This window comes from Cupriavidus respiraculi (assembly GCF_914271545.1).
Lineage (GTDB): Bacteria > Pseudomonadota > Gammaproteobacteria > Burkholderiales > Burkholderiaceae > Cupriavidus > Cupriavidus respiraculi.
In genome coordinates this window covers 222,204-241,771 of record NZ_CAJZAH010000005.1, presented here as the reverse complement: position 1 = coordinate 241,771, position 19,568 = coordinate 222,204, and the positions used below count along the sequence as shown (strand labels likewise).

The window sequence follows — 19,568 nt, the reverse complement described above, 5'->3', positions numbered from 1 at the left end:
CCGATGAGGGAGGCGGCATCCCGCCTCCCCGCGGACCGGCCGGCGCGACCCGGTCGGCGCTCAGTCGATATGGTAGTTCGGCGCTTCCTTGGTGATCTGCACATCGTGCACGTGCGACTCGCGCATGCCCGCCGCCGTGATCTGCACGAACTGCGAGGTCTCGTGCCAGTTGGCGATCGAGCTGCTGCCGCAATACCCCATCGAGGCGCGCACGCCGCCGCACAGCTGGTGGATGATGGCCATCACCGAGCCCTTGTAGGGCACGCGGCCTTCGATGCCTTCCGGCACCAGCTTGTCGACGTTGGCGGTGTTGTCTTCCTGGAAGTAGCGGTCGGCCGCGCCTTCCTTCATCGCACCCACCGAGCCCATGCCGCGGTAGCTCTTGAACGAGCGGCCCTGGTACAGGAACACCTCGCCCGGCGCTTCCTCGGTACCCGAGAACATGCCGCCCATCATCACCGTGTGCGCGCCGGCCGCCAGGGCCTTGGCGATATCGCCGGAGTAGCGCACGCCGCCATCGGCGATCAGCGGCACGTCGGTGCCCTTGAGCGCCTCGGCCACGTTCGACACCGCCGAGATCTGCGGCACGCCGACGCCGGCGACGATACGCGTGGTGCAGATCGAGCCGGGGCCGATGCCGACCTTGACGCCGTCCGCGCCATGCTCGACCAGCGCCCGCGCGGCTTCGCCGGTGGCGATATTGCCGCCGATCACCTGCACGTTCGGGAAATTGTCCTTGACCCAGCGCACCCGGTTGAGCACGCCCTGGCTATGGCCGTGGGCCGTGTCGACCACGATCACATCGACGCCGGCCTTGACCAGCAGTTCGACGCGCTCGTCGTTGTCCGGGCCGACGCCGACCGCCGCGCCCACGCGCAGCTGGCCGCGGGCGTCCTTGCTGGCCAGCGGGTGCTCGACCGCCTTCTGGATGTCCTTGACGGTGATCAGGCCGCGCAGCTCGAAGGCCGAATCGACCACCAGCACGCGCTCCAGGCGGTGCCGGTTCATCAGCCGCTTGGCCTCGTCCAGGCTGGCGCCCTCGGCCACGGTGACCAGCTTCTCGCGCGGCGTCATCTTGGCGCGCACCGGCGCGTCCAGCTCTTCCTCGAAGCGCAGGTCGCGGTTGGTGATGATGCCGACCACGGTCTTGCCCTCGAGCACCGGGAAGCCCGAAATGCCGTGCTGGTGGGATAGCGCGATCACATCCCGGATCTTCATTTCCGGGGAAATGGTGATCGGGTCACGCAGCACGCCCGACTCGTAGCGCTTGACCCGCGCCACTTCGCGCGCCTGGTCGGCCGGCTTCAGGTTCTTGTGAACGATCCCGATACCGCCCGCCTGCGCCATGGCGATCGCCAGGCGCGCCTCGGTCACGGTATCCATGGCGGCGGACACCAGCGGGATATTCAATTCGATCGAACGGGACAGGCGAGTGCGGAGCGACACGTCGCGGGGAAGGACGGCCGAATAGGCCGGCACGAGCAGCACATCATCGAACGTGAGTGCTTTCTGGACAAGACGCATAGCAATTCCTCTAGGCGCAAAAGCGAATTGTACAGTAATGCCTACGCGTTGACGCGTCCGGCATTGACCGCGAGTCCCAGTCTGCTATGCTCGAAGGCTTTTTTCAGGCGGGGGACGCGGATCGATGGGCATAGGCGTACTGTGCGGCCTGCTGGCCGGCGCGTTCTGGGGCATGGTATTCATCGCCCCCAAGCTGCTGCCCGTATTCTCCCCCTGGGAGCTGGCCATCGGGCGATACCTGGCCTACGGGCTGGTCGCCTTCGTCGCCGCCCTGCCCCTGATGCGCCGCATCGCCCGCAAGCTGACGCGGGCCGACTGCATCGCCCTGCTGCGCCAGGCCTTCACCGGCAATCTCCTGTACTACGTGCTGCTGGCGTTCGGCGTCCAGCTCGCCGGCGTCGGGCCCACTTCCCTGATCATCGGCATCCTGCCCATCTCCGTCACGCTGATGGGCCGCCGCGACCACGGCGCGGTGCCGCTGTCCCGGCTGGTCTGGCCGCTGCTGGTGGTCGCGGCCGGTATCGCCTGCATCAATATCGACCTGTTCGCCGGCCATGGCGGCGGCGCCCACGGGGCGGCCGCCGGGGAGGCGGCGCGCACCGCATGGCAGAAGATGGCCGGCGTGCTGTGCGCGGTGGGGGCGCTGATCTGCTGGACGCTCTATGCCGTGGACAACGCCCGCTATCTGCAGCGCAATCCGCAGTACAGCGGCAACGAATGGTCGGCGCTGTATGGGCTGTCCACCGGCCTGGTCTCCCTGTGCCTCGCGCTGGTCGGCTGGCTGGTGGCGGGCGACGCGCTGACGGCGCCGGGCAGCGGCCGGGACTGGCAATGGTTCTGGATGGTCAACGCCGCCGTGGCGCTGGGCGCGTCGCTGATCGGCAACAACCTGTGGAATATCTCCAGCCGGCGGCTGCCGCTGACCTTGTCCGGGCAGATGATCGTGTTCGAGACGCTGTTCGCGCTGGCCTACGGCTTCGTGTTCGATGCGCGCTGGCCCCGCCCGCTGGAGATCGCCGCCATCGTGTTGCTGATGGTCGGCGTGGCCTGGTCGGTGCGCTTGCACGCCACCGACAAAGCTGCCTAAACTAGCGCGCACGTCACCTGGCGCCCCCGCGCGCCGGGTCCGATCTGGCCTCCCCGCGCGCCGCCATGACCCGCTGCCTCCCGCCTTTCGCCGCTTTCGCCTGCATGGCCCTCGCCGGCCTGGCCGTGCTGCCCTTGCCCGCCGCCGCGCAATCGCAGTGGCAGTGGCGCGACACCAATGGACGTATGGTCTACAGCGACGTGCCGCCCCCGCCCTCGGTGCCCGCACGCAGCCTCGTCAAGGTGCCGGATCGCTTTGCCGGCCAGTTCCGCCCCGTGACCGAGCCGGACACCCAGCCCGCGCCGCAAGCCAAGGCACCCGGCGTGGCCGCCGTGGCGGCCGGGCCCGCCCCGGACGCCGAGGCCGCGTTCCGGCAGCGTCGCGAGGCGCAACGCAAGGTCGAGATGGAGGAAGCCGCGCAATTGCAGGCGGGGCTGGAGCGCCAGAGCCGCTGCGCGAGCCTGCGCCATTACGCCGAGGCGCTGCAACAGGGCCGGCGCACCGCCGTCGCGGGACCGGACGGCAGCCTGCAGCCGATGGACGCCGCGCAGCGCGAGGCCGAGTTGAGCAAGGCGAACGCGGATCTGGCGAAGTTCTGCGCCTAGCGCACCGCGCTGAAAAGGGGCCGGGGCGCGGGGCCGCGACCGCTCAGCTGCCCTGCTCGGGCGTATCCACCGCCCCTCGCAACCACTTCTGCCCTTCGCGCGTGCCGCCCTGGCGGGTCTTGAGCACCCGCTTGCGCCGCGCGGTCTTGGGGTCGGCCAGCAGCGGCCGGTAGACCTCGATCCGATCCCCTTCGCGCACCGCCGTGTCCGGCGTCTTCAACTTGCTGAAAATGCCCACGCGCATCGTCGCGGGATCGACCTCCGGGCAGGCCTGCAGCAAACCCGAGGCCGCGATGGCCGCTGCGATCGTGGTGCCGGCCGGCACCTCGACATCCCGCAGGAATACCTCGCCCGGCCGCGCGAAGCAGACCGAGACGCGAACCGGGGACGCCGAATTGGGCAAACTCGGCAAATCAGCTGGCGCCATAGACGACTTCGGCGCGCTTGACGAAAGCATCGACAAAGGTATTGGCGATCATGCTGAATACCGGGCCGATGATTTTCTCCAGCAGAATGCTGGAGAACTCGTAGTGCAGGTGGAATTCGATCTTGCAGGCATCGGCCCGCAGCGGAATGAAATGCCAGTAGCCGTTGAACGCCTTGAACGGGCCATCGGCGAAATTCATGTCGATGCGCGTGGGCCGCTGCTGCGTGTTGCGCGTGTGGAAATACTGCTTGATGCCGTTGAAGTGGATATGGAGCTTGGCATCGAGCAGCGTCTCGGTCTGCTCGAACACTTCCACGCCACCGCACCAGGGCAGGAACTTGGGATAGTCCTCGATGCGCGTGACCAGGTCATACATCTGTTCGGCCGAGTAGCCGAGCAGCACGGTCTTATGGACGTCTGCCATATCTCGATCAATCCGAACGGCCGGCTCGCCTGCCTTTACCGCCTGGCGGCGCGCAAAAGCCAATACCGGCCCGGGTCTGTTTGCTAGAATCCGGATTTTAGCCGACACGGGAGCAAGGGACATCCTTTGCGACATGCCGAGCGGCATCCCGCCCCGGCATCCCGCCCTCTCTCTCCCCAACGCATGACCATCGCAGACAACAAGAAGGCGTTCTTCGACTATTTCATCGAAGAGCGATATGAAGCCGGCATCGTGCTCGAAGGCTGGGAAGTGAAAGCCATCCGCGCCGGCCGCGTGCAGATCAAGGAGGGCTACGTGGTGGTGCGCGACGCCGAGCTGTTCCTGATCGGCGCGCATATCAGCCCGCTGCAAAGCGCCTCGACCCACGTCACGCCCGACCCGGTGCGCACCCGCAAGCTGCTGCTCAAGTCCGACGAGATCAGCAAGCTGATCGGCAAGGTCGAGCAGCGCGGCTATACGCTGGTGCCGCTGAACCTGCACTACACCCGCGGCCGCGTCAAATGCGAGATCGGCCTGGCCAAGGGCAAGAAGCTGTACGACAAGCGCGAGACCGAGAAAAACCGCGACTGGCAGCGCGAGAAGGCGCGCATTCTGAAGGGCGGCGCCAAGGAGTAGCGCGGCGCCCTATCGCGCCGCGCACCTGTTCCACCTACCCCGCCTTGTGCCCTTTGACGATCTGCAACGCGGACGCGACCATCGAACTCATGTCCCCCAGGTTGCCCGGCACGATCAGCGTATTGCCGGCCTTGGCCAGATTGCCGAAGGCATTGACGTATTCCTCGGCCACCTTCAGGTTGACGGCCTCCATGCCGCCCTCGCCCCGGATCGCACGGCCGATCTTCTCGATCGCCTGCGCATTCGCCTCGGCCACCGCCAGGATCGCCGACGCCTCGCCCTGCGCCGAATTGATCGCCGCCTGACGCTCGCCCTCGGACTTCTGGATGGCGGCCTCGCGCGCGCCTGACGCCAGGTTGATCTGCTCCTGCCGGCGGCCCTCGGACGCCGCGATCAGCGCGCGCTTCTCGCGCTCGGCGGTGATCTGCGCCTGCATCGCGTGCAGGATTTCCTTGGGCGGCGTCAGGTCCTTGATCTCGTAGCGCAGCACCTTGACGCCCCAGTTCGACGCCGCCTCGTCCAGCGCATTGACGATGCTGTGGTTGATGAACTCGCGCTCCTCGAAGGTCTTGTCGAGTTCGAGCTTGCCGATCACCGAGCGAAGCGTGGTCTGCGACAGCTGCGTGATGGCCACCACGAAGTTGCTCGATCCATACGAGGCCTTCATCGGGTCGGTGACCTGGAAGTACAGCACGCCATCGACCTGCAGCTGCGTGTTGTCGCGCGTGATACAGACCTGGCTCGGCACATCGAGCGGGATTTCCTTCAGCACATGCTTGTAGGCCACGCGGTCGATAAAGGGCAGCACCACATTGAGCCCGGGCGTGAGCGTGCCGTGGTACTTGCCCAGCCGCTCCAGTACCCAGGCATGCTGCTGCGGCACGATCTTCAGGCTCTGCGCCAGCAGCACGATCACGGCGATCAAAACCAGCAGGGGCAGCGCGCTGCCAATGACATCGAACATGAAAGCTCCGTTACGAAGAAAAGGAATGGGGCCAGCTTACTGGCGCGGCATGACGAACAGCGTATTGCCGCGTACCTCGACGATCCGGTAGCGTCCGGGCGCGAGCATCGGCACCGCGCCCTCGCGCAACTGCACGTTCCACTGCGCGCCGCGATACGGCACGCGCGCGCGGCCGTCGGCGTCCCACGCCGGCACGTCGACTTCCTGGCCGATATCCAGGTTGACGCTCGGATCGGTGGCCGCCGCGCCGCGCCTGACCTTGCCATACGGCAGGCGCCGCAACACCGCGAAGCCGGCCAGCGCCACCAGCGCCGCGATCACGATCTGCGCGCCGACACCGAGGCCGAACACGGCGCCAATGCCGGCCGCCACCGCGCCGAGCGCCAGCATCAGCAGGTACAGGGTCAGGCTCGCCAGTTCCGCGATCACCAGCACGACCGCCAGGGCAAACCAGATGAAATGCGCCGCCATGAAGCTCCTTTCGTTGAAGGTGGAAAGCACAAACAAAAACCCCCGCAACGCGAGGGCGCTACGGGGGTAGATAGTCCGCCGGCTTGCCCCCTCTCCCGCTAGCGGGAGAGGGGAGGAACTTCCCATCTCACGACGCCAGCTGCTTCCAGGTATCCACCACCGAATCGGGATTCAGCGAGATCGACAGGATGCCCTCCTTGGCCAGCCACGCCGCGAAGTCCGGATGGTCCGAAGGACCCTGGCCGCAGATGCCCACGTACTTGTCCAGCCGCAGCGCGGTCGAGATCGCGCGCGACAGCATGAACCGCACCGCGGGATCGCGCTCGTCGAAGTCCTTGGCCAGCAGTTCCATGCCGGAATCGCGGTCCAGGCCCAGCGTGAGCTGCGTCAGGTCGTTCGAGCCGATCGAGAAGCCGTCGAAGAATTGCAGGAATTCCTCGGCCAGGATGGCGTTGGACGGCACCTCGCACATCATGATGATGCGCAGGCCGTTCTCGCCGCGCTTCAGGCCGTATTTGGCCAGCAGCTCGATAACCTTCTCGGCCTGTCCCAGCGTGCGCACGAACGGCACCATGATCTCGACGTTGGTCAGGCCCATCTCGTCGCGCACGCGCTTCATCGCGCGGCACTCCATCTCGAAGGCCTCGGCGAAGTCCTCGGCGATATAGCGCGACGCGCCGCGGAAGCCCAGCATCGGGTTTTCCTCGTCCGGCTCGTAGCGCGAACCGCCGATCAGCTTCTTGTACTCGTTGGACTTGAAGTCCGACAGGCGCACGATCACGGGCTTCGGATAGAAGGCGGCGCCAATGGTGGCGATACCCTCGGCCAGCTTGTCGATATAGAACGCACGCGGGCTGGCATGGCCGCGGGCCACGCTCTCGACGGCCTTCTTCAGGTCCGCGTCGACCTGCGGATAGTCGAGGATGGCCTTCGGGTGGACGCCGATATTGTTGTTGATGATGAATTCGAGACGGGCCAGGCCCACGCCGCTGTTCGGAATCTGCGCGAAGTCGAAGGCGAGCTGCGGGTTGCCGACGTTCATCATGATCTTGACGTCGATCTCGGGCATGTCGCCGCGCTCGACTTCGGTGATCTCGGTCTCCAGCATGCCGTCGTAGATCCGGCCCTCGTCGCCCTCGGCGCACGAGACGGTCACCAGCGTACCGTCCTTGAGCACGTCGGTGGCGTCGCCGCAGCCGACCACGGCCGGCACGCCGAGCTCGCGCGCGATGATGGCCGCGTGGCAGGTACGGCCGCCACGGTTCGTCACGATCGCCGAGGCGCGCTTCATCACCGGCTCCCAGTTCGGGTCGGTCATGTCCGCCACCAGCACATCGCCCGGCTGCACGCGCTCCATCTCGGACGGGTCGTTGATGACGCGCACGGGGCCCGTGCCGATCTTCTGGCCGATGGCGCGGCCGGTGGTCAGCACCGGCGCCGTGCCCTTGAGCTTGAAGCGCTGCTCGGCCTTGCCGGCCTGCTGGCTCTTCACCGTTTCCGGGCGGGCCTGCAGGATATAGATCTTGCCGTCCTTGCCGTCCTTGCCCCACTCGATGTCCATCGGGCGCTGGTAATGCTTCTCGATGATCATCGCGTACTTCGCCAGCTCCGACACGTCGTCGTCGGTGATCGAATAGCGGTTGCGCAGCTCGGCCGGGACATCGACCGTCTTCACGCGGCCGGCTTCGCCCGGCGCGGTGAATTCCATCTTGATCAGCTTCGAGCCGATCGAGCGGCGGATGATCGGGTATTTGCCGGCTTGCAGCGTCGGCTTGAAGACGTAGAACTCGTCGGGATTGACCGCGCCCTGCACCACCGTTTCGCCCAGGCCGTAGCTGGAGGTGATGAAGACCACGTCCGGAAAGCCCGATTCGGTGTCGATCGTGAACATCACGCCCGAGGCGGCCAGGTCCGAACGGACCATGCGCTGCACGCCGGCGGACAGCGCCACCACGTCATGGGCGAAGCCCTTGTGCACCCGATACGAGATTGCGCGATCGTTGTACAGCGAGGCGAACACGTGGCGGATCTTGTCCAGCACGTCGTCGATGCCGCTGACGTTCAGGTAGGACTCCTGCTGGCCGGCGAACGAGGCGTCCGGCAGATCCTCGGCGGTGGCCGACGAGCGCACCGCGAACGATGCCTCCGAGCCTTCGCGCTCCGCGACGCGCGCATAGTGCTCGCGGATCTCCTGCTCCAGCCGGGGCTGGAACGGCGCGGTGGCGACCCACTCGCGGATCTCCTTGCCGGCTTCGGCCAGCGCCTTGACGTCATCGACGTTCAGCGCCTTGAGGCGGTCGGAGATGCGCTGGGTCAGCTTGTTGTGTTCGAGGAAATCGCGGAAGGCGAGCGCGGTGGTGGCGAAACCGCCGGGCACCCGCACGCCCGCCTGCGCGAGCTGGGAAATCATCTCGCCAAGCGACGAGTTTTTTCCGCCTACGACTTCCACATCGGACATGCGCAATTGTTCGAACGGCAGCACGTAGGCGCCGTCAATTGCCGGATTGGCCTGGTTGGTCATAACAGCCTCAAAACGAAGTAAGAAACTTGTCGCCTGCGCCCGGTATGTTGTTGGCGTTCTGTGCCCGGACGAATCGCTTGGCTAAGCATTCCCGCGTGGGGGACGGCGGCTGGCGCCGAGGGACGCACGGCATCGTCTGTCATGCCGTGACAGGCCGACGATGCGTGCGCGTTGACGACCATGGCGGACATGATCGAGGAGGGACCGGCGGGATGACTGCTCTGCCGGAAAGCCCTGTCACCGCCCATTGTCGACAATCTCGCCCCGGATTGGATGCCGGGCCGGCGCCCCGCAGAATTGCTTAGCGAAAAGATCGCCGCTATTCTACCGTGCCGCACCACACTTTCGCGGGCACCCCTTCCAAATAATTGTCCAGACATGCAACCGCCCGAAGCGCCGCGCGAAGAAAAGCCGGCCGTCCGTACTGTTTTCATCGTGTCCGACGGCACCGGCATCACGGCCGAAACGTTCAGCCATTCCATCCTGGCGCAGTTCGAAATGCGGTTCCGCAAGGTGCGCATGCCATTTATCGACACGCCTGAAAAGGCACATGTCGCGGTGGGTAAGATCAACGAGGCGTTCTATGCCGAAGGCGTCAAGCCTATCGTGTTCACGACGCTGGTCAATGCGGAATCGAACAAAGCGATCCGGCGCGCCAAGGCGATGATCCTGGACATGTTCCAGACCTTTATCGAGCCGCTGGAGAAGGAACTGGGGCTCAAATCGACCCACGCCATCGGGCGTTTCCACCAGAACGCGGATACCGAGGCGTACAAGAACCGGATCGAGGCCATCAACTTCTCGCTGGCGCACGACGACGGCCAGTCGCACAAGAACCTGGCCGAAGCCGACGTGATCCTGGTGGGCGTCTCGCGCAGCGGCAAGACGCCGACCAGCCTGTACCTGGCCATGCAGTACGGCCTGAAGGCCGCCAACTACCCGCTGATTCCGGACGATTTCGAGCGCGGCCGCCTGCCCTCGGCGCTGTACGACTTCAAGAGCAAGATCTTCGGACTGTCGATCGATCCGCAGCGCCTGACCGAAATCCGAAACGAGCGCCGCCCGGGCAGCAAATACGCCGCCCTGGAAAACTGCCGCTACGAGGTCAACGAGGCGGAGGCCATGATGCGGCGCGAGGGCATCAAGTGGCTGTCGTCGACGCACAAGTCGATCGAGGAAATCGCCACCACCATCCTGCAGGAAATCAAGGTCGAGCGGGACAACTACTAGCCCACCCTGCCCGACCGGCCGGCTAGCGGCCGCGGCGCTGCCGGACCGCCTCGAACAGGCACACGGCGGCCGCGGCCGCCACGTTCAGCGACTCCATGCCGCCCGGCTGCGGAATGCCGACGGTGCGCGAGACGCGCTCCATCCACGCCGGGCTCACGCCCGAGCCCTCGTTGCCCACCACCCAGCCCACCGCGCCGCGCAGGTCCGTGTCGTAGACATCGGCATCCGCATGCGACGAGGTGGCCAGCAGCGGCACCGCCAGCCGCGGCGCGAGCATCTCCAGCGTGCAGTGCTCGACGATGTTCAGATGGAAGTTGGCGCCCATGCCGGCGCGCAGGGTCTTGGTGGACCAGGCAAAGGCGCAGCCGGTGCCAAGGAAGGCGTGCCGGATGCCCGCCGCCGCGGCGCTGCGCAGGATGGAGCCGACATTGCCCGCGTCCTGCACGCCGTCGAGAATGATGCAGTCGGTATCGATATGCGAGGGCAGATGACCGGCCGGGGTGTCGATCACGAACATCAGGTCGATGCCGTTGACCACGCCCGTGATCTGGCCGAACAGCGCATCGGCCAGCACCACGACGTGGTCGCTGTCCACCCGGCGCAGCAGCGGCGCGACCTCCGGATGGTCCAGATGGCGCTCGGACACCACGCAGTTGACCGGCTGGCCCATCGCGCCGAGATAGGCGTCGGCCAGATGCACGCCGTCGAGCACGGATTGGCCGGCCTTGCGGCGCTGATGGGTCGACGTGACCAGGGCCTTCAGATGCTTGAACAGCGCGTTGTCGCGCGAGCTGACGTGCTTCACGGGGGCTTGGGGATGGGACTGCGGTTACCAGGCCGAATCGGCTTCGGGCGACAGTGCCGGCAAGGTTGCCAGCGACGAGGTCGGCTCGCCCGCAGCCAGCATCGCGGCCATCGTGGCGGGGGTGCGGCTCAGCGCCTCCCGCACCGGCGCAAACGAGCGGCGGTGATGCGGCGTGGCGCCGAATTCGGCCAGCGCGGCCAGATGCTGCGGCGTGCCGTAGCCCACATGGGAATCGAAGCCGTACTGCGGGAACATCGCGTGCAGCGTCAGCAGTTCGCGGTCGCGCGCGACCTTGGCGAGGATGGAGGCGGCCGAGATCGACTTGACCAGCGCATCGCCCTTGACCACGGCCTCGACCGGATACGGCACCTGCGGGCAGCGATTGCCGTCCACCTGCACCAGGTCAGGTGTGCAGCCGCTGGCGGCCAGTCCCTGCACCGCGCGCTGCATGGCCAGCATGGTGGCGTGCAGGATATTGAGCGTGTCGATCTCCTCGACCGACGCCTGGGCGATATGCCAGGCCAGCGCACGCTCGCAGATCTGCTCGTACAGTTCCTCGCGCCGTTTCGCCGTGAGGATCTTGGAGTCCGCCAGCCCCCGGATCGGGCGTTTCGGGTTCAGCACCACGGCCGCCGCGAATACCGGCCCGGCCAGCGGCCCGCGGCCCGCTTCGTCCACGCCGCAGCGGCGCTGGACGGCGGCGGCGGCAGGCGACAGCTCGAGCCCGAGTTGCGCCGATGCCTGGGCGGACCCGCGGCGCGCCATCAGCGGCCCGCCCCGGCCCGGGCGGCCATCAGGTCCACGACGACATTGGCCGCGAGGTCGGCGGTATTGCGCTGGAGCGTCTGGTGCATCTGCGTGAAATGTTCGCGGAGAAAGGCGCCGTTGCTCTCGTCGTTCAGCTGCAGCAGCGTCTCGCGGGCAAGCGCGTCGGGCGTGGCATCGTCCTGCAGCAGTTCGGGCACGACGAAGCGTCCGGAAAGAATATTAGGCAGTCCGACATACGGAAGATAGCCCTGGCGCTTCATGATCTGCGCGGTCAGCCAGGGCACCTTGTACGAGATGACCATCGGTTTCTTGTACAGCGCCGCCTCCAGCGTCGCGGTGCCGCTGGCGAGCAGCACCACGTCGGCGGCCTCCATCACCGTATGCGACTGGCCGTCCACGATGGTCACATCCACCTCGGGATGCTGCGCATGCAGGCCCTCGATGATGGCGCGCAGCGGCGGGCTGGCGGCCGGGACCACAAAGGTCAGCGCACTATCCATGCGCTGCATGCGTGCCATCGCGGCGAAGAAGGTCGCGCCGAGATTGCGCACCTCGGACTGGCGGCTGCCCGGCAACACCGCGACCACGCGCCGCCCGGCGGGCAGGCCCAGGCGCGCCCGGGCGCCCATGGTGTCGGGCACCATCGGGATCACGTCGGCCAGCGGGTGCCCGACGTAGGTCGCGGCAATTCCGGCCTTGGCGTAGATTTCCGGCTCGAACGGGAACAGGCACAGGATATGGTCGACCGCGCGCGCGATGGTGCGGATGCGGCCGCCGCGCCAGGCCCAGATCGACGGGCTGACGAAGTGCACCACCGGGATGCCGGCGCGCCGCAGCGGCACTTCCAGGCCGAAGTTGAAGTCCGGTGCGTCCACGCCGATGAAGCACAGCGGCGGCTCGGCAAGCAGGCGGTCGCGGATGGCGCGGCGCGTGGCGAGGATTTCCCGCAGCGAGCCCAGCACCTCCACATAGCCGTTGACCGACAGCGTCTCCATCGGCCAGTGCGACACGAAGCCCTGCGCCATCATGCGCTGGCCGCCGATGCCGGCATAGTTGACCGAGTCGGACAGGCGCGCCTTCAATCCTGCCAGCAGCAGCGAGGCCAGCAGGTCGCCGGAGGCCTCTCCCGCCACCATCGCGACGGTGCCGTGCAGCGAGGCCGGCTGCCCCGGCGAGGCGACCGCCATGGGCGGGATCGGGTCCGACATGGCGTGGCCCGGAATCAGCGGACGATGCCGCGCTGCGTCGCGGCAAGGAAGTCGAGGAAGGCGCGCAGCGGCTTGCCGGCGCCGGCGTCCGACTGCGCGATCAGCTGGCCGATCTCGGCCTGTGCCGTCTCGAAGCTCAGATCCGACTTGTAAAGCAGCTTGTAGGCCTGGCGCAGCGCGGCGATCTGGCCGGCATCGAAGCCGCGGCGGCGCAGCCCTTCGACGTTGACGCCGTGCGGCGTGGCCTTGTTGCCGTTCTTGTCGCTGGCCGCGATGACGAACGGCGGCACGTCCTGCACCAGCGCCGAGGCGCCGCCCAGCATGGCATGGTCGCCGATGCGCACGAACTGGTGCACGCCGCTCATGCCGCCCAGGATGGCCCAGTCGCCCACCTGCACGTGGCCGGCGATCTGCGCATTGCTGGAGAACACGGTGTGGTTGCCCACGCGGCAATCGTGCGCGATGTGCACGTAGGCCATGATCCAGTTGTCGTCGCCGATGCTGGTCACGCCCTCGTCCTGCACCGTGCCGGTGTGGATCGTGGTGAATTCGCGGATGCGGTTGCGGTCGCCGATCAGCAGCCGGGTCGGCTCGTCGCGGTACTTCATGTCCTGCGGCATGCCGCCGACCGAAGCATAGGGTCCGATGCGGTTGTCCGCGCCGATGGTGGTATGGCCTTCCACCGTGCTGTGCGCGCCGATCTGCGTGCCGCTGCCAATTCGCACGTTGGGACCGACGATGGAGAACGGGCCGACGGTCACGTCGGAGGCCAGTTCCGCTTTCGGGTCGACCAGTGCGGTGGGATGGATTTGCGTCATGCGTGCTGTCCTAGGGTCTGAGGTCGGGTGTCCGTGCCGGTGCCGCGCGGCGTGCCGCCGCGGCACGCCGGCGTCAGGCGTCGGCCTGCTTGACGGTACACATCAGTTCGGCTTCGCAGGCGACCTTGTCGTCGACGGTGGCGAAGGCCTTGAATTTCCAGATGCCGCGGATATAGCGCTCGACCGATACCGTCATGTGCAGCTGGTCGCCCGGGTAGACGACCTGCTTGAAACGCGCGCCGTCGATGCCCACGAAGTAATACAGCGCGCCTTCCTTGCGCTCCATGTCGGCGCCGAACGTCAGCAGGCCGGCCGACTGCGCGAGCGCTTCCAGGATCATCACGCCCGGCATCACCGGCTGTTCGGGAAAGTGACCCATGAAATACGGCTCGTTGATGGTCACGTTCTTCAGGGTCTTGATGCATTTCTGCGGCTCAAGTTCCAGCACGCGGTCCACCAGCAGCATCGGATAGCGATGCGGCAGCAGTTTCAGGATCTTGCGGATATCGATGTCGACGGGGCTCATGACGATTTCTCTTCGGTATTCTGGGTAGTGGGTCCGGGGCCTTGGCCACGCAGGCGCTTCTCGAGCTGCACCACGCGCTCGCGCAGCTTCGACAGCCCGCGCACGATGGCGGCGTTGCGCTCCCATTCGCCATGCGGCAGGAAGGGGAACACGCTGGTGAAATGGCCACCCGGCTTCGTAATGGACTTGGTGATCGAGGTGCCGCCCGACACCGTGGTGCGGTCGGCGATAGTCAGGTGGCCGGCAAAGTTGGCCGACCCGCCGATCATGCAGAAACGGCCGATCTTGGTGCTGCCCGCGACGGCCGCGCAGCCGGCGATGACCGAATGCGCGCCGACCCGCACGTTGTGCGCGATCTGGACCTGGTTGTCGAGCTTGCAACCTTCCTCGATCACGGTATCGCCCATGGCGCCGCGGTCGATGGCCGTGTTCGCGCCGATCTCCACGTCGTCGCCCAGCACCGCGCGTCCAACCTGCGGGATCTTGACGAACGACATCCCATCGGGCCGGATATCGGGCGCAAAGCCGAAGCCGTCCGCGCCAATCACCGCGCCGCTATGCAGGATGCAGCGCGCGCCGATCACGCAGCCATGGTAGACCGAGACATTGGCATACAACAGCGTGTCGTCGCCAATGCTGGCACCGGCACCGACATAGCCGTTGGCCAGGATGCGGACCCGCTCGCCGAGCCGGGCACCGCGCTCGATCACCACGTTCGGGCCGATGAAACAGGAGGCCGGCACCACGGCATCGGGCGCCACGCTGGCGCGCGGATCGATGCCGGTGCGGGGATCGTGATTGGCGGCGCGGTCGAACTGCTGCGCGATGTGTGCGAAACACACATACGGCTTGTCCGCCACGAGCCAGCTGCGGCCGTCCGCCCCGCCCTGCTCCCGGATCTGCGCGAGATCGGCCGGCGACACGATGATGGCGCCGGCGCCGGAGGACAGCGCCTGCGGCAGGTACAGGGGATTGGAGAGGAAGGAAAGCTGGTCGCCGGCCGCCTGGTCCAGCGGCGCGAGCCCGCGCACGGCCAGGGTGGCGTCACCCACAACGTGCGCGCCGGTATCGGTGGCGAGCTGACCCAGTGTGGGTGTATTCATCGCGGTACTTCCTTGAACGGCGAACGCTGGCGGCTTACTTGCCGCCGGCGTTCAGGGCTTTCATCACATCGTCGGTAATGTCGATGCGAGGATTCACGTAAACAGCTTCCTGCACGATCAGGTCGTACTTGCGCTGTTCGGCGATCTGGCGGATCACGCGGTTGGCGCGCTCCAGCACCTGGGCCAGTTCCTCGTTGCGGCGCTGGTTCAGGTCTTCGCGGAATTCGCGCTGCTTGCGCTGGAACTCGCGATCCAGGTCGGCCAGCTCGCGCTGGCGGCGCTGGCGATCGGCGTCGGCCAGCACGGCCGTGTCCTTGTCGAGCTTGTCGGCCATGCCCTTGATCTTCTGGGCCATGTCCTGCAGCTCGCGGTCGCGCTTGGAGAATTCCTGTTCCAGCTTGACCTGCGCCGCCTTGGCGGGCTGCGAATCGCGCAGGATGCGTTCGGAATTGACCGCGGCAATGCGCGCTTCCTGCGCCAGTGCCGGGGTGGCCGCGGCGATCGCGCCGGCGGCCATGGCAAAGGCCAGGGATTGGATCAAAGGTTTCGCTTGTCTCATGAATCTATCCTGGTCAGAACGCCGTGCCGATCTGGAACTGGAAGCGCTGGACCTTGTCGGTCTCGTCCTTCTTCAGCGGGAAACCCATGCTGACCTTCAGCGGGCCGATCGGCGACAGCCACGACATGCCGATACCGGTCGAGTACTTCAGGTCGCTGAAGCGCGGCGCCTCGCCTTCCTGGTACACGTTACCGAAGTCGAAGAACGTGAACAGGCGCAGCGTGCGGTCGACGCCGGAGCCCGGCAGCGGGAAGATGAATTCGATGTTACCGATCATCTTCGAGGCACCACCGATCGGGTTGCCGTTCTGGTCCTTCGGACCCAGCGTGCTGGTCTGATAGCCCCGCACCGAACCGATACCGCCTGCGTAGAAGTACTTGAACACCGGGAAGTCCTTGCCGGCGTAGCCGTGGCCGTAGGCCACTTCGCCGTTGAACGCCAGCGTGAAGGCCTTGGACAGCGGGTAGAAGTACTGCTGCTGCAGGGTGGCGCGATAGTACTGCGTATCGCCGATGCCCGGCAGGCCGATTTCGAGGTTGGCCTGCGTATACGGGCCCTTGGTCGGAATCAGCGCGCTGTCGCGGCGATCGCGCGCCCAGCCGATGGTGAACGGGAAGTTGTTGGTGACGTCGCCGTTCTCGCGGACCCAGTTCTGGTACTGGATCGGCGTGTTGTTCGACACCGTCAGCTCGGTCCGCTCGAAGCCGATGCCGAAGAACACGGTATCGTTTTCCGAGAACGGCACGCCGAACTTGAAGCCACCGCCGGCGGAGACGATGCGGTAGTCCTGGTCGCCCGTGTAGTACAGCGGACGCGACGTGCGGTAGTACACGTCGGTCGAGCGGCTGATGCCGTCCACCGTGAAGTACGGGTCGTACTGCGTCAGCGAGATCGTGCGGAAGGACTTGGCGGTGTTCACATCCAGGCCCAGGCTGGTGCCCGAACCGAACACGTTGTCCTGGCGCAGGCCGGCCTGCAGCACCAGCTTGTCGGTGGACGAGAAGCCCAGGCCCAGGCTGATCTGGCCGGTCGGCTTCTCGGTCACGTTGACGTTCACATCGACCTGGTCGGGCGCGCCCGGCACGTCCTCGGTGGTGATGTTGGTGTCGGTGAAGTAGCCGGTCCGGTTGATGCGCGCCTGCGATTGCGTCAGCTTTTCGCTGTCGAACCACGAGCTTTCCATCTGGCGCATTTCGCGGCGCACCACCTCGTCGCGCGTCTTGCTGTTGCCGACCACGTTGACGCGGCGCACATAGACGCGGCGGCCCGGATCCACCATCAGCGTCAGCGCGACTTCGCGGTTGGCCTGGTCGATCTGCGGCTGCGGGTTGATCGTGGTGAACGCGTAGCCGTAGGTGCCCAGCAGGTCGGTGATGGCCTTGGTGCTCTGCGTCAGCTTCTCCGACGAGAAGATCTCGCCCTTCTTCAGCTGCAGCAGCTTCTCCATTTCCTCCTGCTTGCCGAGCAGTTCGCCGGCGAGGCGGATGTCGGACACCTTGTACTGCTCGCCTTCCTTGATGTTCAGCGTCAGGAAGATGTCCTTCTTGTCCGGCGTGATCGAGACCTGGGTGGACTCGATGGCGAATTCCAGATAGCCGCGGTTCAGGTAGAACGAGCGCAGTGCTTCCAGGTCGGCCGTCAGCTTCTGCTTCGAGTACAGGTCGTTCTTGGTGTACCAGGACAGCCAGTTCGGCGTGGACAGCTGCATCTCGTCGCGCAGCGTGCCTTCCTTGAAGGCCTTGTTGCCGACGATATTGATCTGGCGGATCTTGGCGACCGGACCTTCGTCGACGTTGAACACCACCGAGACGCGGTTGCGGTCCACCGGGGTGATCGTGGTCTGCACGTCGGCCGCGTAGTAGCCGCGCGCGACGTACTGGCGCTTGAGCTCCTGCTCGGCCTTGTCGATCAGGGCCTTGTCGTAATAGCGGGCCTCGGCGACGCCGACCGCGCGCAGCGAACGGCGCAGCGTGTCCTTGTCGAATTCCTTGATGCCGACGAACTCGAGCTGCGAGATGGCCGGGCGCTCCTCCACCTGCACCACCAGCACACCGTCTTCCGCACGGATCTGCACATCCTTGAAGAAGCCGGTGTTATACAGCGCGCGAATGGCATCGGCGCCCTTGTCGTCGGTAAACGTTTCGCCGACCTTGACCGGGAGATAACCGAACACGGTGCCCGGTTCGACGCGCTGCAGCCCTTCAACGCGAATATCCCTGACGACGAATGGATCCGCGGCCCAACTCGCTGGTGTCCAGGCCGCGATGATGGCACTCGCCAGCATGCTAAGCGAGATGCGCTTATGTCTGATCAATCTTGATCCCCTCTTTGATTCCATGCAGGATTTGGCTCTGATGTTTCGCCGGGCTTGGCCCCGTTCATGCCGTGCCGGCCGGCGGCATCGAGCGACGCGGCCGTACCGCCGCCCACTCGGGTTTCTGGCTTTTTAGCTTCGAGCCAGAAACAGGCGGCTGACGTCATTGAACAAGGCGAGCGAAGTCAGGAGCAGGATGCAGGCGATGCCGACCTTCTGCAGCACAGCCTGCCAGTGATCTGGAACAGGCCTGCCTGTCAAAAATTCCACGCAATAATACAGCAAATGCCCCCCATCCAATACCGGAATGGGTAACAAATTCAAGACGCCCAGGCTCACGCTGACCAGCGCCAGAAAGCCGATAAACGGCTGCCACCCGAGGTTGGCCGCCTTGCCCGCATAATCGGCCACGGTCAGCGGCCCGCTCAGGTTCTGCAGCGAGGCCTGGCCCACCAGCATCTTGCCCAGCAGCTTCAGCGACAGCACGCTGGTGCTCCACACCTGGCCGGCCGCGCGGGACAGCGCCTCCACCGGCCCGTAGCGGACCAGTTCCATCTTGACCGCCTGCGACAGCGCGGCGCCGAGCTTGCCGGCGCTGGCCCCATCCTGGCCGGGCACCGTATCGAGCTTCACGCTGACGTCCAGCGCCTTGCCGTCGCGCTCGATGCCGAGCACCGCGTCGGCGCCGGGGCTTGCCCGCACCGCCCGGATCAGTTCGCCGGCCTGCGACAGCGGCTTGCCCTCGAAAGCCACGACGCGGTCGCCCTGGCGCAGGCCGGCCCGCGCGGCCGCGGAATTCTCCAGCACCTCGCTGACCGTGACGGGGCCGCCCTTGAGCGCCAGGCCCAGCGTGGCCAGCGGGTCCTGCTCGGGATTGCCGCCGGTATTGGGCAGGCGCGACAGCGCGACATCCCGCTCCGCGTCGTCGGCGCCGCGCACGCGCAGCGTGGCGGCGGCATCGCCGAAGCCCTGGGCGAAGACCGCCATGCGCAGGTCGTTCCACGAGCGGACCGTCTCGGTTTCGCCATTGGCGGTCAGCGACAGCACGCGGTCGCCGTCGCGCAGGCCGCCCTGCGCGGCCACGCTGCCCGCCGGCGGCGCCGACACGATGGGCGCGGGCTCCTGCATGCCGCCCGCGAACAGCGTGAAGTACAGCACCACCGCGAGCAGGAAGTTGGCGAACGGGCCCGCGGCCACGATGGCGAAGCGCTTGCCGACCGGCTGGCGGTTGAAGGAGCGCGAGAGTTCGGCCGGGTCGATGGCGGGATCGTGGACCGGGTCGCGCTCGCGCTCGTCGAGCATCTTGACGTAGCCGCCGAGCGGGATCGCGGCGATGGTCCATTCGGTCCGGTCGCGGTTCTTCGAGACCCAGCGCAGCAGCGGACGGCCGAAGCCGATCGAGAAACGCAGCACTTTGACGCCGCACGCGCGCGCGGCAAGATAGTGGCCCATCTCGTGCACATAGATCAGGATGCACAGTGCGGCGACAAAGGCGAGGACGGTTTGCATGACGGGTTCGGCTTGGCCTTTGGTGCTATCGGTGGATGCTGGCTGCCACGGCGGTGGCGTGGTGGCGGC

19 protein-coding genes are annotated in these 19,568 nt (G+C 66.4%); 4 read left to right on the top strand and 15 right to left on the bottom strand.

Going from position 1 to position 19,568, the window contains the following annotated elements; all coding sequences use genetic code 11:
- Positions 1–60: 60 nt before the first annotated feature.
- A complete protein-coding gene (gene guaB, locus LDO27_RS20925) occupies positions 61–1,524 on the bottom strand; it encodes an IMP dehydrogenase (protein ID WP_222203349.1) in 1,464 nt (487 codons plus the stop codon).
- A 124-nt stretch (positions 1,525–1,648) separates the two neighbouring features.
- Between guaB and LDO27_RS20920 the strand changes: the two genes are divergently transcribed.
- Both LDO27_RS20920 and LDO27_RS20915 read left to right on the top strand, forming a co-directional pair.
- Positions 1,649–2,611 carry a DMT family transporter gene (locus tag LDO27_RS20920; RefSeq protein ID WP_224043789.1) on the top strand — a complete coding sequence of 321 codons (963 nt, stop codon included), beginning with the start codon at positions 1,649–1,651 and terminating at the stop codon, positions 2,609–2,611.
- Positions 2,612–2,676: 65 nt separating this feature from the next.
- The gene (locus LDO27_RS20915; protein WP_224043788.1) at positions 2,677–3,216 is read left to right on the top strand and encodes a DUF4124 domain-containing protein; all 540 of its coding nucleotides are present in this window, start codon (positions 2,677–2,679) and stop codon (positions 3,214–3,216) included.
- Positions 3,217–3,259: 43 nt separating this feature from the next.
- Here the strand turns inward: LDO27_RS20915 and LDO27_RS20910 are convergent, their stop codons facing one another.
- Together LDO27_RS20910 and LDO27_RS20905 are read right to left on the bottom strand one after the other, a co-directional pair.
- A complete protein-coding gene (locus tag LDO27_RS20910) occupies positions 3,260–3,643 on the bottom strand; it encodes an RnfH family protein (protein WP_224043787.1) in 384 nt (127 codons plus the stop codon).
- Positions 3,630–4,067, bottom strand: a complete 438-nt coding sequence (locus LDO27_RS20905) for a type II toxin-antitoxin system RatA family toxin (RefSeq protein WP_222203354.1) — start codon at positions 4,065–4,067, stop codon at positions 3,630–3,632. The genes LDO27_RS20910 and LDO27_RS20905 overlap by 14 nt, the downstream gene beginning before the upstream one ends.
- Positions 4,068–4,250: 183 nt before the next feature.
- Here LDO27_RS20905 and smpB point away from each other — a divergent pair, with 183 nt between their 5' ends.
- A complete protein-coding gene (smpB, locus tag LDO27_RS20900; protein ID WP_224043786.1) occupies positions 4,251–4,703 on the top strand; it encodes an SsrA-binding protein SmpB in 453 nt (150 codons plus the stop codon).
- A gap of 34 nt (positions 4,704–4,737) precedes the next feature.
- Here smpB and LDO27_RS20895 read toward each other — a convergent pair whose 3' ends face one another.
- From LDO27_RS20895 to ppsA, 3 genes are all read right to left on the bottom strand, one after another.
- A complete protein-coding gene (locus tag LDO27_RS20895; RefSeq protein WP_222203358.1) occupies positions 4,738–5,667 on the bottom strand; it encodes an SPFH domain-containing protein in 930 nt (309 codons plus the stop codon).
- A 36-nt stretch (positions 5,668–5,703) separates the two neighbouring features.
- Positions 5,704–6,138, bottom strand: a complete 435-nt coding sequence (locus LDO27_RS20890; RefSeq protein ID WP_224043785.1) for an NfeD family protein — start codon at positions 6,136–6,138, stop codon at positions 5,704–5,706.
- A gap of 127 nt (positions 6,139–6,265) precedes the next feature.
- A complete protein-coding gene (gene ppsA, locus LDO27_RS20885) occupies positions 6,266–8,659 on the bottom strand; it encodes a phosphoenolpyruvate synthase (protein ID WP_224043784.1) in 2,394 nt (797 codons plus the stop codon).
- A gap of 378 nt (positions 8,660–9,037) precedes the next feature.
- Between ppsA and ppsR the strand changes: the two genes are divergently transcribed.
- Positions 9,038–9,889, top strand: a complete 852-nt coding sequence (gene ppsR / locus LDO27_RS20880; RefSeq protein ID WP_222203363.1) for a posphoenolpyruvate synthetase regulatory kinase/phosphorylase PpsR — start codon at positions 9,038–9,040, stop codon at positions 9,887–9,889.
- 22 nt (positions 9,890–9,911) lie between these two features.
- Here the strand turns inward: ppsR and LDO27_RS20875 are convergent, their stop codons facing one another.
- The 9 genes from LDO27_RS20875 to rseP all read right to left on the bottom strand — a co-directional run bounded on the left by LDO27_RS20875 (position 9,912) and on the right by rseP (position 19,499).
- Positions 9,912–10,694 (bottom strand): TrmH family RNA methyltransferase, encoded by a 783-nt coding sequence (locus LDO27_RS20875; RefSeq protein ID WP_224043783.1) that lies wholly within the window; start codon positions 10,692–10,694, stop codon positions 9,912–9,914.
- A 24-nt stretch (positions 10,695–10,718) separates the two neighbouring features.
- A complete protein-coding gene (rnhB, locus tag LDO27_RS20870) occupies positions 10,719–11,459 on the bottom strand; it encodes a ribonuclease HII (RefSeq protein ID WP_222203365.1) in 741 nt (246 codons plus the stop codon).
- The gene (gene lpxB, locus LDO27_RS20865) at positions 11,459–12,649 is read right to left on the bottom strand and encodes a lipid-A-disaccharide synthase (RefSeq protein WP_224043845.1); all 1,191 of its coding nucleotides are present in this window, start codon (positions 12,647–12,649) and stop codon (positions 11,459–11,461) included. The genes rnhB and lpxB overlap by 1 nt, the downstream gene beginning before the upstream one ends.
- Before the next feature lie 35 nt (positions 12,650–12,684).
- Positions 12,685–13,488, bottom strand: a complete 804-nt coding sequence (gene lpxA / locus LDO27_RS20860; protein ID WP_222203367.1) for an acyl-ACP--UDP-N-acetylglucosamine O-acyltransferase — start codon at positions 13,486–13,488, stop codon at positions 12,685–12,687.
- Between the two features lie 73 nt (positions 13,489–13,561).
- Positions 13,562–14,014, bottom strand: a complete 453-nt coding sequence (gene fabZ, locus LDO27_RS20855) for a 3-hydroxyacyl-ACP dehydratase FabZ (protein ID WP_222203368.1) — start codon at positions 14,012–14,014, stop codon at positions 13,562–13,564.
- The gene (gene lpxD / locus LDO27_RS20850; RefSeq protein WP_224043781.1) at positions 14,011–15,117 is read right to left on the bottom strand and encodes a UDP-3-O-(3-hydroxymyristoyl)glucosamine N-acyltransferase; all 1,107 of its coding nucleotides are present in this window, start codon (positions 15,115–15,117) and stop codon (positions 14,011–14,013) included. The genes fabZ and lpxD overlap by 4 nt, the downstream gene beginning before the upstream one ends.
- A 34-nt stretch (positions 15,118–15,151) precedes the next feature.
- Positions 15,152–15,676, bottom strand: a complete 525-nt coding sequence (locus tag LDO27_RS20845) for an OmpH family outer membrane protein (RefSeq protein ID WP_224043779.1) — start codon at positions 15,674–15,676, stop codon at positions 15,152–15,154.
- 13 nt (positions 15,677–15,689) lie between these two features.
- Positions 15,690–17,990, bottom strand: a complete 2,301-nt coding sequence (gene bamA, locus LDO27_RS20840; RefSeq protein ID WP_222203375.1) for an outer membrane protein assembly factor BamA — start codon at positions 17,988–17,990, stop codon at positions 15,690–15,692.
- A 132-nt stretch (positions 17,991–18,122) separates the two neighbouring features.
- Positions 18,123–19,499, bottom strand: coding sequence for an RIP metalloprotease RseP (rseP, locus tag LDO27_RS20835; RefSeq protein ID WP_224043776.1), 1,377 nt, complete (start codon positions 19,497–19,499; stop codon positions 18,123–18,125).
- Between the last annotated feature and the right edge of the window lie 69 nt (positions 19,500–19,568).

What these genes read in the sequence shown, in the direction of transcription:
- rnhB (WP_222203365.1), bottom strand. Translation starts at nt 11,459, where the DNA reads ATGGCGCGCCGCGGGTCCGCCCAGGCATCGGCGCAACTCGGGCTCGAG.
- ppsR (WP_222203363.1), top strand. Translation starts at nt 9,038, where the DNA reads ATGCAACCGCCCGAAGCGCCGCGCGAAGAAAAGCCGGCCGTCCGTACT.
- lpxA (WP_222203367.1), bottom strand. Translation starts at nt 13,488, where the DNA reads ATGACGCAAATCCATCCCACCGCACTGGTCGACCCGAAAGCGGAACTG.
- lpxB (WP_224043845.1), bottom strand. Translation starts at nt 12,649, where the DNA reads ATGGCGGTCGCCTCGCCGGGGCAGCCGGCCTCGCTGCACGGCACCGTC.
- fabZ (WP_222203368.1), bottom strand. Translation starts at nt 14,014, where the DNA reads ATGAGCCCCGTCGACATCGATATCCGCAAGATCCTGAAACTGCTGCCG.
- LDO27_RS20890 (WP_224043785.1), bottom strand. Translation starts at nt 6,138, where the DNA reads ATGGCGGCGCATTTCATCTGGTTTGCCCTGGCGGTCGTGCTGGTGATC.
- LDO27_RS20910 (WP_224043787.1), bottom strand. Translation starts at nt 3,643, where the DNA reads ATGGCGCCAGCTGATTTGCCGAGTTTGCCCAATTCGGCGTCCCCGGTT.
- rseP (WP_224043776.1), bottom strand. Translation starts at nt 19,499, where the DNA reads ATGCAAACCGTCCTCGCCTTTGTCGCCGCACTGTGCATCCTGATCTAT.
- ppsA (WP_224043784.1), bottom strand. Translation starts at nt 8,659, where the DNA reads ATGACCAACCAGGCCAATCCGGCAATTGACGGCGCCTACGTGCTGCCG.
- LDO27_RS20845 (WP_224043779.1), bottom strand. Translation starts at nt 15,676, where the DNA reads ATGAGACAAGCGAAACCTTTGATCCAATCCCTGGCCTTTGCCATGGCC.
- smpB (WP_224043786.1), top strand. Translation starts at nt 4,251, where the DNA reads ATGACCATCGCAGACAACAAGAAGGCGTTCTTCGACTATTTCATCGAA.
- LDO27_RS20920 (WP_224043789.1), top strand. Translation starts at nt 1,649, where the DNA reads ATGGGCATAGGCGTACTGTGCGGCCTGCTGGCCGGCGCGTTCTGGGGC.
- guaB (WP_222203349.1), bottom strand. Translation starts at nt 1,524, where the DNA reads ATGCGTCTTGTCCAGAAAGCACTCACGTTCGATGATGTGCTGCTCGTG.
- LDO27_RS20905 (WP_222203354.1), bottom strand. Translation starts at nt 4,067, where the DNA reads ATGGCAGACGTCCATAAGACCGTGCTGCTCGGCTACTCGGCCGAACAG.
- lpxD (WP_224043781.1), bottom strand. Translation starts at nt 15,117, where the DNA reads ATGAATACACCCACACTGGGTCAGCTCGCCACCGATACCGGCGCGCAC.
- LDO27_RS20915 (WP_224043788.1), top strand. Translation starts at nt 2,677, where the DNA reads ATGACCCGCTGCCTCCCGCCTTTCGCCGCTTTCGCCTGCATGGCCCTC.
- LDO27_RS20895 (WP_222203358.1), bottom strand. Translation starts at nt 5,667, where the DNA reads ATGTTCGATGTCATTGGCAGCGCGCTGCCCCTGCTGGTTTTGATCGCC.